This is a genomic window from Paenibacillus sp. S-38 (genome assembly GCF_049942825.1).
Taxonomy (GTDB): Bacteria; Bacillota; Bacilli; order Paenibacillales; family NBRC-103111; genus Paenibacillus_G.
The window spans coordinates 4,489,371-4,503,871 of the sequence record NZ_CP187970.1 but is presented as its reverse complement, the minus strand read 5'-3'; the positions used below and the strand labels follow the sequence as shown (position 1 = coordinate 4,503,871).

General features: G+C 57.6%; 10 protein-coding genes, 5 tRNA genes and 1 other RNA gene. 13 read left to right on the top strand and 3 right to left on the bottom strand.

What is annotated here, in order from left to right; all coding sequences use genetic code 11:
* Both ACP26L_RS20020 and ACP26L_RS20015 read left to right on the top strand, forming a co-directional pair.
* Positions 1-918 carry an NADP-dependent oxidoreductase gene (locus tag ACP26L_RS20020; protein ID WP_426445735.1) on the top strand — a complete coding sequence of 306 codons (918 nt, stop codon included), beginning with the start codon at positions 1-3 and terminating at the stop codon, positions 916-918.
* A 13-nt stretch (positions 919-931) separates the two neighbouring features.
* On the top strand, positions 932-1,390 hold the full coding sequence (locus ACP26L_RS20015) for a hypothetical protein (RefSeq protein ID WP_426445733.1): 459 nt from the start codon (positions 932-934) through the stop codon (positions 1,388-1,390).
* Between the two features lie 179 nt (positions 1,391-1,569).
* Here the strand turns inward: ACP26L_RS20015 and ACP26L_RS20010 are convergent, their stop codons facing one another.
* Complete coding sequence (locus ACP26L_RS20010; protein ID WP_426445731.1) at positions 1,570-1,995, bottom strand: VOC family protein; 426 nt, start codon at positions 1,993-1,995, stop codon at positions 1,570-1,572.
* A gap of 231 nt (positions 1,996-2,226) precedes the next feature.
* On the opposite strand from ACP26L_RS20010, the gene ACP26L_RS20005 reads away from it, so the two are divergent.
* The 5 genes from ACP26L_RS20005 to ACP26L_RS19985 all read left to right on the top strand — a co-directional run bounded on the left by ACP26L_RS20005 (position 2,227) and on the right by ACP26L_RS19985 (position 8,432).
* The gene (locus ACP26L_RS20005) at positions 2,227-3,246 is read left to right on the top strand and encodes an ROK family protein (protein ID WP_426445729.1); all 1,020 of its coding nucleotides are present in this window, start codon (positions 2,227-2,229) and stop codon (positions 3,244-3,246) included.
* A 28-nt stretch (positions 3,247-3,274) separates the two neighbouring features.
* Complete coding sequence (locus ACP26L_RS20000) at positions 3,275-4,501, top strand: MFS transporter (RefSeq protein ID WP_426445728.1); 1,227 nt, start codon at positions 3,275-3,277, stop codon at positions 4,499-4,501.
* Between the two features lie 136 nt (positions 4,502-4,637).
* Positions 4,638-6,116 (top strand): sensor histidine kinase, encoded by a 1,479-nt coding sequence (locus ACP26L_RS19995; protein WP_426445726.1) that lies wholly within the window; start codon positions 4,638-4,640, stop codon positions 6,114-6,116.
* Between the two features lie 4 nt (positions 6,117-6,120).
* The gene (locus ACP26L_RS19990) at positions 6,121-6,816 is read left to right on the top strand and encodes a response regulator transcription factor (protein WP_426445724.1); all 696 of its coding nucleotides are present in this window, start codon (positions 6,121-6,123) and stop codon (positions 6,814-6,816) included.
* Positions 6,817-6,962: 146 nt separating this feature from the next.
* Positions 6,963-8,432: an S-layer homology domain-containing protein gene (locus ACP26L_RS19985; RefSeq protein WP_426445722.1), complete on the top strand. Its 1,470-nt coding sequence runs from the start codon at positions 6,963-6,965 to the stop codon at positions 8,430-8,432.
* A gap of 149 nt (positions 8,433-8,581) precedes the next feature.
* Here ACP26L_RS19985 and ffs read toward each other — a convergent pair.
* Positions 8,582-8,661, bottom strand: an RNA gene (gene ffs, locus ACP26L_RS19980) — signal recognition particle sRNA small type.
* 169 nt (positions 8,662-8,830) lie between these two features.
* Between ffs and ACP26L_RS19975 the strand changes: the two genes are divergently transcribed.
* The 6 genes from ACP26L_RS19975 (at position 8,831) to ACP26L_RS19950 (ending at position 12,994) form a co-directional block, all read left to right on the top strand.
* Positions 8,831-8,920, top strand: a tRNA-Ser gene (locus ACP26L_RS19975).
* Between the two features lie 9 nt (positions 8,921-8,929).
* Positions 8,930-9,017, top strand: a tRNA-Ser gene (locus ACP26L_RS19970).
* Positions 9,018-9,042: 25 nt separating this feature from the next.
* Positions 9,043-9,116, top strand: a tRNA-Met gene (locus ACP26L_RS19965).
* A gap of 11 nt (positions 9,117-9,127) precedes the next feature.
* A tRNA-Ser gene (locus ACP26L_RS19960) sits at positions 9,128-9,216 on the top strand.
* 38 nt (positions 9,217-9,254) lie between these two features.
* Positions 9,255-9,337: transfer RNA gene (locus ACP26L_RS19955), tRNA-Leu, on the top strand.
* A gap of 1,656 nt (positions 9,338-10,993) precedes the next feature.
* Positions 10,994-12,994, top strand: coding sequence for an endonuclease MutS2 (locus ACP26L_RS19950; RefSeq protein ID WP_426445720.1), 2,001 nt, complete (start codon positions 10,994-10,996; stop codon positions 12,992-12,994).
* Positions 12,995-13,099: 105 nt separating this feature from the next.
* Here the strand turns inward: ACP26L_RS19950 and ACP26L_RS19945 are convergent, their stop codons facing one another.
* Positions 13,100-14,374 (bottom strand): stalk domain-containing protein, encoded by a 1,275-nt coding sequence (locus tag ACP26L_RS19945; protein WP_426445718.1) that lies wholly within the window; start codon positions 14,372-14,374, stop codon positions 13,100-13,102.
* Positions 14,375-14,501 lie beyond the last annotated feature (127 nt).

Below are 14,501 nucleotides of genomic sequence, written 5' to 3'. Positions count from 1 at the left end.
ATGAGAGCAGCAGCATTCGCTTCGTTTGGAGGACCGGAGGTCCTGCGCGTAATGGAGCTTCCCGAGCCGCAGGCCGGGCCCGGTCAAGTGAGGGTTCATGTGAAAAGCGCCGGTGTACAGCATTTTGACTGCGCAGTGCGAAGCGGCTGGAAGCCGGCCTACGGGTTGGAGGTGAAGCTCCCGCAGATTCCGGGCAATGAGTTCGCGGGGATCGTGGACCAGGTGGGGGAAGGGGTTAACGGCTTCACGGTGGGCAGCCAAGTGCTGGGCTACTCCTTGTTGAACAGCTATGCCGAATATGTGGTCGTCGGGGAGGACCAGCTCGTGAGCAAGACCGTGACGATGAGCTGGGAGGAAGCGGGCGGGCTGACCGGCAACGGCCAGGGAGCTCATATCGCTTTGAAGGCGATCGGCGTCGGACCGGGATATACGGTCCTGATCAACGGTGCGGCAGGCTCACTGGGTTCGATTGCCGTGCAGCTGGCGAAGGAGTGGGGAGCAAAAACCGTCATCGGCACCGCCAGCGAAGGCAACCATGCCTTCATCCGTTCGCTGGGAGCCATACCGGTAACGTATGAGGCAGGCCTCTCTGACCGGCTGCGGCAGCTTGCTCCGGACGGCATCGATGCGGCATTCGATACGGCCGGAGGCGAAGGGCTTCATGCGGCCGTGGAGCTCGTGAAGGACAGGAACCGCGTCTGTACGTTCTATGCCTACGACCTGATCGAAGAGCTCGGATTTCGTGTTGTCCGGGGGGAACGTTCGGCCGCCCGCCTTGCCGAATTGGTGGACCTGCACCTAAAGGGCAGGCTGCAGATTCACATCAGGCAGGTGTTCCCGCTGAGCCAGGCGGGGGAGGCGCATCGGGCTCTCGAAACACGGCACGGGCGCGGCAAGATTGTTCTGATGATCGACTAGGAGTACCTCAACGATGCTGGGCGGAAACGGAAGCGACGTTCTGACGGTGAACGACACTTATTCTCAAGTATTAACAGGCGGCCAGGGGCAGGACGAGTATGTGCTCAACGGCACCAACTTGGATTTGCAATGGATTTCTGAGAATGGTGTGAAAGGGGAGCAGGACGTTGTCCGCCTTAACGGCTTTAGTAAAGATCAACTGGAGCTCTCCCGGGATGGAGGCAACCTGCTTATCGAAGCGGAGCATATGAGACTTGCCGTGGACCGGTTCTTCGTGAATGGCGGCTACCGGATCGAACGCTTCGAGCTCGGTGACTGCACTGTGTGGACGGACTCCGATATCGAGGTGATCATTCAAGCGATGGCCGCCGCTCCGGCATCCGGCGCTGCAGACGATCCGTCGGAAGAGGGCTCGTCCGCACAGGGGCTGAACCTGCTGCTGGCCGCAGGCGGGGCGCCCGGTTTGATCTAACCGGAAGGGCTCTCTGCAGGCCTGCTGCTTCCACACTGCGGCGGAAGTGTTGGTCAGCGGTCCGGCAGGCCATGCGTTCTCACTCCAGGAGGAAGAAAAAGACGGTTCACCGGTTGGTGGTGGCCGTCTTTTTCTTCCAGTCTATATCGCAGAGAGCAGATTGCAAAACCTGACACCTGTTACTGTTTGCCTTCGGTGTAGATGTGGAAGGTGATGCCGAACCGGTCGGTTACAATGCCGTACGAAGGGCTGAAGAAAGTGTCCTGCAGCGGCATTTGAACCTGACCGTCCTGGGACAAGGCGTCGTACAATTGGCGGGCCTGCGACGGGTCCGCTGTGGAGATACAGATCGTAACCTGATTGCCGCTCTGGTGCGGCTGCCCCGGGAAGGTATCCGACAGCATGAGATCGGAATCTCCGATTTTGATCATGGCATGCGAGATCAGCGATTTGGCGCTCTCCGGCAGCGGGAATTCGGGGTTCTCGGGCATTTCTCCGAACGATTGGGAGAACAGCAGCTTGGCGTCCAGTGCTTTTTGGTAGAAATCGATGGCTTCTTTCGCATTCCCGTTCATCACGAGATAGGTGGTCAGGCGCAGGCTCATACGGTAACACCTTCCTTAGTCGATTTGGTATGCCTTGGACAAGCAAGAATCCAGTTTCCATTATAACCATAATCGGGAAAGCTATAAAGCGTACGAGTAAAACTTAACCCATCTTTAACTTCCATCACTTCAACTTCCCGGTTGACAGATGCATCCAGGTGCTGTAAAGTCATAATCACTTATGAAAATACTTTTATAAAGTGATTTCGTTACTTGGAAAGGAGCGATAGCTTGGAATCGATCGGCGGCAACTCCCTGGTCATCCGGGAGGTGAATCTGAACCTGGTTCGCAGGGCGCTCAAGGAAAAGGGGCAGGCGGCCAAACGGGATCTTGCGCTGGCCACAGGACTCAGTACCGTGACCGTCGGCACCCTCCTGCAGGAGCTCGCTGCTCGGGGAGAGGTACAGGAAGCGGAGCTCGCTTCGTCGGCCGGTGGCCGGCCGGCACAGCTTTTTGAGTACAACGGAGATTATGCCCTGGCCCTCATCCTGTTCCCGCATGAAGTCAAAGGAGTTATCCGGATCCGCTGTACCGTGGTCAATCTGCTGGGCAGGGTGGTGTCGGATACGGAGACTGTGGTAGAGAACGTGGACCTGCAGGCCTTCGAGTCTCTCATTGACGAGAGGCTCGCCGCCCATCCTTCCATCGGCGCGATCGGCATCGGACTGCCGGGTGCGGAATATGAGGGACGGATGCTGGTGTCCGACTATGCCGCACTGCGCGGCATCGCACTGAGAGAACACTTCCGTGACAAGTACTCCAGACCGGTTATCGTGGAGAATGACGTCAATGCAGCCGCAGTGGGATTCTGGAAACGCAAAGGCGTAGCCGCAGATGCGACCGGCGCCTACTTGTACATTCCGGACCGGTTCCCGCCAGGGGCAGGGATCGTCATCGAGGGGAAGCTGTTCCGAGGCAGAGGAGGCTTTGCGGGCGAGGTGGCGAACATTCCGCTCGGCGTCACCTGGGGAGAGGCATTGCATCACGCGGCGCTCGAGGCAAAGCTCGCTGCCGCCGTCAAGCTGACAGCGGCGGTGTGCTGCGTCATTAATCCCGATTTTGTCGTACTGCACGGGAGCTTCATCGGCGAGGAGCAGCTTCCTGTTCTGAGAGAGGAATGCGGCAGGCTGCTGCCGGCCGGGTCTATGCCGGAGCTGTGGGTCTCCGGGGACTTTACGTCCGATTATAGGGGCGGGATGATCGCGCAGACCCTGGGTATTTTGGAATCTGGATTGCGCTTGGCCAACTAACCGAATAGACAGATGGGAGCTTCAATCTATGGTTACTTTACTGCTAATTCTGATTTATATCGCTTTTATCTCTCTGGGCCTGCCGGACTCCGTGCTGGGCTCGGCTTGGCCTGTGATGCAGGCCGAATACGGCGCGCCGCTTGGGCTGGCCGGCTATATCTCCATGCTGATCGCGGCAGGGACGATCTTCTCCAGCCTATTCAGCGGATGGCTGATCCAGCGGCTGGGAACCGGCCTCGTGACGATGATCAGCGTCATGCTTACCGCTGCGGCGCTTGGCGGTTACGCCTATGCCCCTTCGCCGGCATGGCTGTTTCTTTTTGCCGTACCGCTCGGACTCGGAGCCGGGGCTGTCGATGCGGGGCTGAACAGTTATGTGGCCGCCCATTACAAGGCGCATCACATGAGCTGGCTTCACTGCTTCTGGGGGATCGGGGCTACCCTGGGGCCTATCATCCTGTCGCAGTATGTTACCGGCGACGCGTCCTGGAGGCAGGGGTATCAGACGATCTCACTGCTCCAATGGGGTCTGGTCGCTGTGCTGCTGCTTGCCCTGCCGCTCTGGAAGCTGGCGGCCGCTTCGCGTGAGAATGCCTCCGGGAACGGCCGGCAGACAGGGAATGGGACGAAGCCGATTCATCTCCAGGAAGAACAGGAGAAGCGGCCGGCAAAACAGGGAGTAATCCTCGCACTGCTCACGTTCCTCTTCTACTGCGGGGTTGAGGCTTCCGTAGGCTTATGGGGGAGCAGTTACCTGGTCTATGTCAAAGAGCTGCCGGCATCCACAGCTGCAGGCTGGATCTCGATGTACTATGGGGGCATCACGGTCGGGCGGTTCATTACCGGATTTGTTACCTTCAAGGTCAGCAGCCGCACCTTGATCCGCGCAGGGCAGCTGATCGTTCTAGGTGGAGCGCTTCTTCTGCTGCTGCCGCTGCCGGCCGTATGCTCCCTGATCGGGCTGATCCTTGTGGGACTTGGCTGTGCGCCGATTTTCCCCTGCATGATCCATGAGACGCCGGCCCGCTTCGGGAGCAAGCATGCTCCGCGGATTATGGGCTACCAGATGGCGGCCGCTTATACGGGCGGCACGATCCTTCCGCCGCTGCTTGGAGTACTGGCCGCTTCCTTGACGGTCGGCATTTTTCCGGTACTGGTGCTGCTGTATGCCTTCCTGATGCTTGCCGCATCCGAGCGCATTAACTCCGTGCTGAAGACTCGTCTGCCTGAACAGGGAACACATCAGTCCGCCTAAAGTTAAAGAGAGACCCTCGGTGCTGGGGGTCTTTTTGTTTAGTTGCCAAACCGGCGCCGGCTGTACTACAGTGGATGAGGTACATGACACCATCCCATACAGAACACAATAGGGAGGAACAGGAAGGAGGGACGGGGTGTCTATCAGGTTCCGATTGCTGCTTTCCTTTGCTTCGGTCGTCATTGTCTCGGTCCTGCTCATCGTGCTGTCGGCGTATCTGCTGTCGGCAGCGGTGACAGGGGACTTCAAGAGCCTCCGCAGCTTTTATACGATTCACTACGGTCTTCATCCGCTGTCGGAGGAAGAGGAGAGCATCTTCCTCGATCTGAAGTACCTGGCCAAGCATGACCCGGCCAAGCTGACGGACCTGAAGCTGCTTCAGGACTATGACCTGCAGCTCAAGATGGTACAGGCCGGACTGGTTGTCCGCCGGAACGAGGCGCTGATCTACTCCACGCCGAACATGCCGCAGACCGACTTCACGGGCGTGCTCCCCGCGTATGACCTCGGGAACTACTCCATCCGCAATACGCTCAATATGAACAGCCGGTTTTTCGGATACGCGAAGTTTGACTTTTATTTCGACGAGGCCGCCGGGGTGAAAGGCAGCATCTTCGTGCTGAGAGAACGCAGTCCGTTCGCGGAGATGATCCGCACCCTGCTGCCGGTGCTTATCGGAGTCATTCTGCTCATCGTGCTCATCACCAGCTTCATTCTCTACCGCTATGTCACGCGCAAGATCGTCAAGCCGCTCGAAGAGCTCCGGCAGTCGGCGGAGAAGATCAAGGCGGGCGATCTGACCTATGAGCTGCAGGCCGAATCGAGGGATGAAGTCGGACAGCTCGTCATGAGCTTCGATGAGATGCGCAGGCAGCTGCATGCTTCGATCCAGCTCCAGCTGCGTTATGAGGAGAACCGCAAGCAGCTGCTCTCGAACATCTCGCACGATCTCAGGACCCCGATCACCACGATCAAAGGGTACGCCGAGGGGATCCGGGACGGCGTGGCGAGGACGCCGGAGAAGCTTGCGCAGTATGCGGGGGCCATTCACACGCGGGCCGCGGATATGGAGCGGATGGTGGAGGAGCTTTTCTTTTACTCGAAGCTGGATCTCAAGAAAGAGCCGTACTCCTTCGAGGAGACGGAGCTGGCTGCGCTGCTCCAGCAGATCATCCGGGAGCACGCGATCGATTTCGAGCGGCACGGCATTCAGGTGGTATGGGAGGAGATCCCCGTGCGGAAGGTGACGGTGCTCGCCGACCGGGAGAAGCTGAAGCGGGTGGTCCACAATCTGCTCCACAACAGCATGAAGTATATGAACCGCGAGCCCAAAATCATTACGATCGGCGTGCAAGCTCCGGAGGGTGCGGACGAGGTGACGGTGCGGCTGTCGGACAACGGTCCCGGCATCCCGGCGGATGCGCTGCCGCATATCTTCGAACGCTTCTACCGTGCGGAGTCTTCACGGACCTGGGCAGCTGGCGGCAGCGGTCTCGGCCTCGCAATCGCCAGGCAGATCGTCGAAGGCCATGGCGGTACGATCCGGGCGGAGAGCGAGCCCGGGCGGGGAACAAGGATGTTTTTTTCACTTCAAATCTTAAAGGAACACCGGTGAGCCTATGAAAAAAATTCTGATCATTGAAGATGATCCGTATATTGCTGAGCTTCAGAAGGATTACCTGCAGCTGAATGACTTTGAGGTGGACGTGACCGGCGACGGCGATGACGGCCTGGCGAAGGCGCTGGGCGGAGGGTATGACCTGCTCATCGTCGACCTGCAGCTTCCCGGCACAGATGGCTTCGGCATCTGCCGCAAGGTGCGTGAGAAGCTGGATATCCCCGTGCTGATCGTATCCGCGAAGAACGAAGAGATCGACAAGATCCGCGGCTTTGGACTTGGGGCCGATGATTTCGTGACGAAGCCCTTCAGTCCGGGGGAGCTGGTGGCGAGGGCGAAGGCGCATTTGTCGAGGTATGAGCGCTTCCTGGGCGGACGGCGGCAGGCAGCCGGGCTGGAGGTGATCCAGATCCGGGAGCTGTCGATTCATCCGGAGGCTCACCGGGTGTACGTGCACGGCAGGGAAGTGACGCTGACGACAAAGGAGTTCGAGGTGCTGCTCTTCCTCGCCACCCATCCGAACCGGGTGTACAGCAAGGAAGCGCTGTTCGAGCACATCTGGGGGCTGGAGTCGAGCGGGGAGATTGCGACGGTCACGGTACATATATCGAGAATTCGCGAGAAGATCGAAGGGGACCCGGCCAATCCGCAGTTCATCGAGACGGTCTGGGGCGCAGGCTACCGGTTCAATGTGTAAGTCCCTGCTGTTCGAATTTCTGTGAACATTGTTATGAGCCTGTTTAGAAAAAGTTTATACTTCCTTAGAACGGGGTTTAGCGCGGTCATTTATGATGAAGTTGTTCAGGAAAACAACCATAAACCGACCGAGAGGAAGATACCAGGATGATGAAGATGAACCGTAAGGCAGCCGTTATGGCCATAGCCCTATGGATGGGCGGAGGAAGTGTGCCTTCGTTCCAATCCACCGCCGCGGCTCAGGAGACGATGATGGGCAGCGATGCGGTCCGGCAGGCGGTTGCCCAACTGGTCAGCCAAGGCGTGCTTCACGGCGCAGGCGAAGGTGGAATGCAGGAAGAACGGCATGTCACGAATGCCGAAGCCGTCAAAATGATCGTCCTGGCCCTGGGACTGAAGCCTTCGCAGGAAGCGGCGTCTCCGTCCTCCGAGCCTTGGTACACGGACTATGTGAATACAGCTATTGCGCATAAATTGCTTGATGACGCCGCTAAATTCCTGCTGAATCAACCTGCAGATCCATCCGAGCTCGCTGTGATGATCTCCAAAGCGCTGCAGCGCGACGTGAAGTCGGTGCAGTATTGGATGAACGGCCTGCAGATCGGCCAGGAGCAGCATATCTCACGGGGGGATACGGCACGGCTGCTCGTGGCGGCAGAAAAAGCGGTCCGTTCGGAGCATGCGCAGATCGTCTCCGTTAAGGCGCTGAATAAAATCGCGTTCGAGGTGACATTCGACCGCCCGCTGACGCTTGCCGATGAAGCCTTCGCCGCCGCGCAGGCGAACTTCATCTTTGAGCCGGGGATCCAGCTGGTCAACCAGCCACGACTCAAGACTGGATCTTTCGCGACCTACATTGTTCCGGTGCAAACGATGCAGCCGGACCTTGAATATACGCTGACTTATAAAGGGCAGCAGACTTTCCGGGCAGCTTCGAGCGGGGAAATGATCCGGCTGAAGAGCACCCGTCAAGTGACGAACGATACGTTCGAAGTCGACTCGTTCCGGGAGAATGGGGTGATCGATTACGGGTATGTGATCTCTGCCTATGCCGGCGGACGCGGGGCAAATGCCGCCGTTCTTGAAGAGGACAACACGCTGCAGGGACAGGCCATGCAGATTATCCCGTCCCTGGCCACACGCCAGGCCACACTGACACCGGAGGGCGGTCAGCCGGTCACGGTGAATTATGTAGGGTTCACGCAGTCCACGGACGGCCGGCAGGAGCCGAAGTTCCGTCTGCCGGCAGGCACCGCGCTGCAGCCGGGTGTGAAATACACGGTAACCTCCGATTGGTTCGAGCTGGAGAACAATGCGTTCGTTGCCGGGGAAATCGCGCCGCTGCAGATCGCCTCGGTATCCCAGACAGATGAACGTGTCGTTGCGGTAAAGCTGTCGGCCGATCCGGGCGATGAGCTGTTCGCCTACCGTTCCATTGAGCTGAAGGGCGCGGACGGAACGGTCCTCACGGCCCTGTACAGGGTGCAGACGCGCAAAGGCGACACCGGCGTGTTCGATATCCAGAACGACGGGAAACTGCAGGCCGGAGTCACCTATGAGGTGGTCCCGGTTGGAACCTGGGCCGTGGCAGATCACGTTGTATTGACGGCAAAATAAGAAGTTGTACGTATTGGAGAGGCTGCCTGTGGGCGGCCTTTTCTTTATTGTGGCGTGGAGGATTCCTGCCCATTCATTTGAATGTGACTGTGACGCAAACAAAAAGAGAGCCCGCAATGGGCTCTCCGCTTGGAACGGCTGCTATGTAATGAAAAGAGGCACAACCGTCTGCTCTTAGCGCTGCTTCCTCCCGGACCTGACGCGGTTCGAACTTCTTGTTTGCCTCGAGTACATCTTAGCAAAGACTCATGAAGAAGGGAAGAGGGAGTTGCAGCCAGGGAAGCAACCGCCCAACAGAGGAAACAGATTGCGGTTCACAAGGGAGGGCCGCCGGGTTATAATGAAATTCCGCTGAGGGGCTGAAGGCCAGCATGCACGAGGTTCCAACAGCGTACTATGGAGAGATGTCCGAGAGGCTGAAGGAGCACGACTCGAAATCGTGTAGGCGCGCGAGCGTCTCGAGGGTTCGAATCCCTCTCTCTCCGCCATACTAACATGGAGAGATACCCAAGCGGCTCAAGGGGACCCTCTGCTAAGGGGTTAGACTGCGCAAGTGGTGCGAGGGTTCGAATCCCTCTCTCTCCGCTGATGTATTCCCTATATTTCCTGTGGCGGCATAGCTCAGCTGGCTAGAGCGTACGGTTCATACCCGTAAGGTCGGGGGTTCGATCCCCTCTGCCGCTATGATTTATTCTGGAGAGGTGTCCGAGCTGGCCGAAGGAGCACGATTGGAAATCGTGTAGGCGTCACAAGCGTCTCGAGGGTTCGAATCCCTCTCTCTCCGTTGCACCAACCCGCGGCCTGAGTGCCGCGGCATCATGAGCGGTTGTGGTGGAATGGCAGACACGCTATCTTGAGGGGGTAGTGGGCTTACGCCCGTGGAGGTTCGAGTCCTCTCAACCGCATAGGTATGATTTGCAGTAAAAGGTCCCGGTGCTTCGGGGCTTTTTTTGTTTTAGTCCGGGCCGCCGCGGACGCGGACCAAAGACAGCCAATTCATCCTGAACTTGTGGATTGCGCCGGACGGTCTATTGGTACATAATGAAGAAGGGAAGACAGCCTCTTATCCAACTGACCGCCACCGGTTTTCCGGTGGTATACATAAGCATGAATGATGAAGACCGCAGCCTCCTGGATGGTTCATTCTGGAGGTTTTTTATTTATTTTATACCTATTCAGGGCTCAATTCTGCTGGCGTGCAAGGCATCTATGAAAATAGCGGAAGTACGGTGCGTTATTTCCACATTTCGATGTTCCCGTCAGATATAAAGGAACTCAGATGCGCTATTGAAGGGAAGAGCACGGTTTTCAGGCCCGTTTTCCCTTGATAAGGCATTTGAGTTCCGTTATTTTTCGGGAAATGATGGGAAATACCTCCATAAGATACCTCACTTCCGCTATTTTAAAACGAACACACCGACGCATTGCCGAAACGATCGGTTACCGGAGGCGAAGGCTGAACCGGAGTCTGAATCGGAGCATTCCGGCTCGAGGTCGCGGAACGCGCTGCCAGAGGCAAAAAGAGCGTTTCAGCTCCGAATGCAGCGGATGCAGCTGAAATGATCGGTCACCGGAGGCGTAGGCTGAACCGCAGCCTTCCGACTCGAACGGCAGTTCGCGGATCGCGCCGTCTGAGGCAAATAGCGGTTCAGCTCTCAATGCAGCGGCTGCAGCTGAACTTACCCAAGCGTCAGGCATTCCCCGCGCCTCTGTCCCCGTATGGGCTGCGGTGAGGGAGGGATCCTGCCAGACCAAGTTAAAGAAGAGCGGTCCCGCTTGCCTCCTAGCGGTCCCATTGGAACAGCTTCATGTCCTATTTTCAAATCGCACATGACTTCAAGAGTGGCTGGAATGCTCATTTCTCCCTCTAAGCCAACGTAATGAACCGGAACGCTGATTTTAAAGGACGCCGACAGGCGTTTTTCACACGATGCTTGCCATGGATAAGAAACAACATGAACGGAAAGAATAAGTATAACGATTCCTTGCTTTGACATTTCATTTCCAAGTGCATATGATGGCAGTAGTACAAAAAGGATTGGAGATGCTTTTATGGCCGAGGTTGTTCTTAACTAATCAATTTCATAGATGCGGCTGTGCGGAAATACCTGTGACACTATACGTCTGTCCATGCTAGGGCATACGTATCCGTGAAGGTACCCGTGGGTAAGGACGGCAAGCACTCAGATAAGGTGCTTCTGTTTGCCTGCGCCGTTACAGCGGCATGAAATTAGTTAAGAACAACGGATCATATCGACTGCAAAAGCATTTTTTTGCGAGGATACCGTGCTCTTAGAGTACGGTATTTTTTATGGACAGATTCAATGGGCAGCCGCGAGACTCGTGCCTGATGAATTACTTCATCCCCGTTTCTAACAAACGGGTGGTGTAGAGGTTCCGTGCGAAAAAATCATCTCCGAACAGGGAGCAGCGTATGAACACGACGTGTTCATACGCTGCTCTTTTTTTGTATCTCACTAGGTCGATCCGATGAAATTAGAATGGCTGGAGGTATCGAATTGAAACAGAACATGGAAATGAGAAGGGAAACGAAAAGAGAAATGAAAGTGGACATGGCCGCATGCCTAGAGTATGAGAAAGTGAAAGAAGGGCTGATGGAGTATGCCAAATCGTATTTGGGCAGGGAACACATCCGAGGGCTGATGCCGATTACGGATCAGGTGATGATTGAGCGCTGGCTCGAAGAATCGGCGGAAGCCGTCAAGTTGATCGAGCACGGCGCCTCTGTGCCGGTTCCCGCGCTCGACGGGATGGAGCCTCTCGCCGCCGGACTCGGCAAAGGATTCCTGCTGACGGTCAGCGAGCTCGGGGTGATCGTCAAGTTCCTGGAGAACACCGTCCAGCTCAAGCGCTTCATGGGCCGGAAGGAATCCATCGCCCCCCAGGTAACGAGCTACGCGCTGTCGCTGTATGAGCTGAGCGAGGTCCGGCTCGAGATCGAACGGTGCATCCGGCACGGCGCCATCGATGATGGGGCGAGTCCGGAGCTGGCCAAAGTGCGCAAGAAGATGGTGATCGCGGAAGAACGACTGAAAAAGAAGCTGGAGAGCACCATGCAGCGCTATCGCAGCTATTTGCAGGAACAGGTGATCAGCATGCGCGGCGACCGCTACGTCATCCCGGTAAAGAAGGAGCACCGCAAGCTCGTCGCCGGATCCGTGCTGGATGAGTCGGCCAGCGGGCAGACTGTGTTCATCGAGCCGGCCGAGACCGCTTCGCTCACCTATGAGCTGAGCGCCCTCCGGGCGGAGGAGAGCAGGGAAGAGACGAAGGTGCTCGGGGAGCTGACCGATCTCGTCGAATGCCATACGCAGGAGATCCGGCTCAATCTGGAGACCATCGGTCATTTCGATTTTCTCTTTGCGAAGGCGAAGTATGGCCTCTCGATCGGGGGACGGCATGTGGAGATCGGCACCGGCGGCCGCACGAGAATCATCGGGGGGCGTCATCCGCTGCTTGGGTCACAGGCCGTGCCGCTGGACTTCGCTATCGGGGAGAGCTTCAGGGCGCTGATCATCACGGGACCGAACACGGGCGGCAAAACCGTCACCTTGAAGACGGTAGGCCTGCTGACGATGATGGTCCAATCCGGTCTCATGGTCCCTGCGGCCGAGGGAAGCCGGTTCAGCATCTTTCACAGCGTGCTTGCCGACATCGGGGACGGCCAGAGCCTGGAGCAGTCGCTGAGCACGTTCTCCTCCCATGTGAAGAATGTCATTCGGATTCTGAGCGAAGCGGGGCCGTCGGCCCTGATCCTGCTGGATGAACTGGCGGCCGGAACGGATCCCGGGGAAGGGATCGGGCTGTCGATCGCCGTGCTGGAGGAGCTGTACCGCCGCGGTTCGACGGTGATCGCGACCACGCATTTTAACGAAATCAAACGGTATGCGGAAGCCGCGGACGGCTTCGAGAACGCACGGATGGAGTTCGACGTGGAGACGCTGCGTCCGTTATACCGGCTGACCATCGGAGAGGCCGGACGGAGCTACGCGTTCCAGATCGCCGCCCAGCTCGGCATGCCGGCCAGCCTGATCGCCAGGTCGAAGGCGATTACGTACGGGACTGCGGACAGAGAAGCGGAAGGAGCATCCGCCGCGGCGGCGACAACCGGGGAAGGTCTCATCTCATTGAAAGAGGCCTTGAAGCGTCCTGATCAGCAAGCGGCAGAGGGTCCAGACGCGGCGCCGGAACAGCGCCAGCCGCAGCAGACCGTCCGCCGCGGGAAGAGGGAGGCGGCACGGGAGCTCCAAGCCGAGTTCGAGATCGGCGACTGCGTCTGGATCCATTCCCTGAGGCGGACCGGGATTGTGTGCGAACTGGCGGACGAACGTGGCAACCTGCTCATCCTGATCCAGAAGGAGAAGGTGAAGATCAACCGCAAGCGGCTGTCGCTGTACATCGAGCGCAAGCAGCTCTACCCGGAGGGCGACTATGATATGGACATCGTCTTCGAGTCCAAGGAGGTGCGGAAGAAACGTAAGGTCATGAGCAAACGTCATGACGAGACTGCGTTCATTATCCATCCGCCGCAGGGGGAGTAACAGCCGGGACTGGGTGCATGAATCGACCCGGGAATATGTGGTACAAATCAAAGCGCCTTTACGGAATGATCCGTAAAGGCGCTTTGGGTCTGCCTATCCGCGCAGCTACTGCTCGTCAGGAATGTAGAAATTTTTGCTGCCGATCTGGATATCCTTGAGCACCTTTGTGCCGTCGTCATCATGGTCAAAGAAGAGCCGGCGCAGCACGGTTCCATCCTGGTAGGTAAGAACAAGTGTGTTCCCACTGATTTGATACGTGCCGCTGTCACTCTTTGAGCCGGCTGCATTGGTGGTGCTCACCTGAACGTCCAGGGAAGACAGCGAGAGGTCGGTGCTCTCGAACGTGCCGTCAGACCGGAACGTCAGGTACTCCGTCCAGGACGAAGAGAAGGCGTGGATCCCGACAAGGCCCTGGTATCCGATGTTTTTGTAGGTTCCCTCGAGCTTCAGTCCCTCCGCCGCCGCAGCAACAGGGAACAGAGTCACATCCTGAATCGTCAGGTAACCGTCTTTCAAGGCAATCTTGAAGCTTTCGCCACTGCCCAAGGTCATCTTGCCGTCTGCAATCGTGTACGTCGTGCAGCCGTCCCGGGTGCAGTCGATCGTCTCCGGACCGCCCTGCGGAGGAACACCTACCAGGACGCGTTTGTCGGGGAGAAAGGTGTAGATGTCCCAGCAGGCCCCTCCGCATTCGTAGCCGCCGAAGTCATCCCGGAAGCCGTAGTACATCCCCTGCAGGGCCGCAAGATCCACCGGCTTGGAGGGGCCGGCCGTCGGAGTCTGAGGTGCCGCAGGGATTTCGGGCTTCGGCACCTCTGCCGGGGGAGCAGCAGCCGTTTCACCGTCTGAAGACGCGGAAGGAGGCTGATCCTGCTTGGCCGCATACTCGTCCAGCTTCTTCTGCATCTCTTCCTTGCTCATGCCCAGGCTCTCCAGGAGAGCAGGCGTGACGATCGTAATCTCGCTGTTCACCGCATCCCAGTGAACTAGTGCGCCTGTAGCTTCGCCGATGAACCGCAGCGGGACCATCGTACTGCCGCCCACGATCCGCGCGGGTTCGCTGAGCTGAACCTGCCGGCCATTTACAACCGCCTGGGGATCTTCAATGCGCAGCGAAATCGTCAGATCCGACTTCGAACCGGTTACGGTGCGGCTGGCTTCCTCCCACTTCACTTCCATGCCCATGGCTTCGAAGAGCGGCCGGAACTGGACCAGGGTGGTGCCGCTGACGATCAGCGGGTCAACCTCAAATGGAATCTGCTCCGTATCCACGAACACTTTGGGGGACTTCGGTTGTTCAGCGGAGGCAAAGGCGGGGGTCATACTGAAGAGGACAGCGAACAACAGGGTCATTACTAGAATGGGCCTGAACCAAGGCAAACGGTTAACCTCCTTGCAGCACGTGTTTTTCGTATCAAGGAAAGGTTACCTGATTTCCCAGCTCCGTCCAAGGGGCGAAAGTAGTTATTTCCTTCTTAGTACCGGATGTTACAAGATGTTACAATAG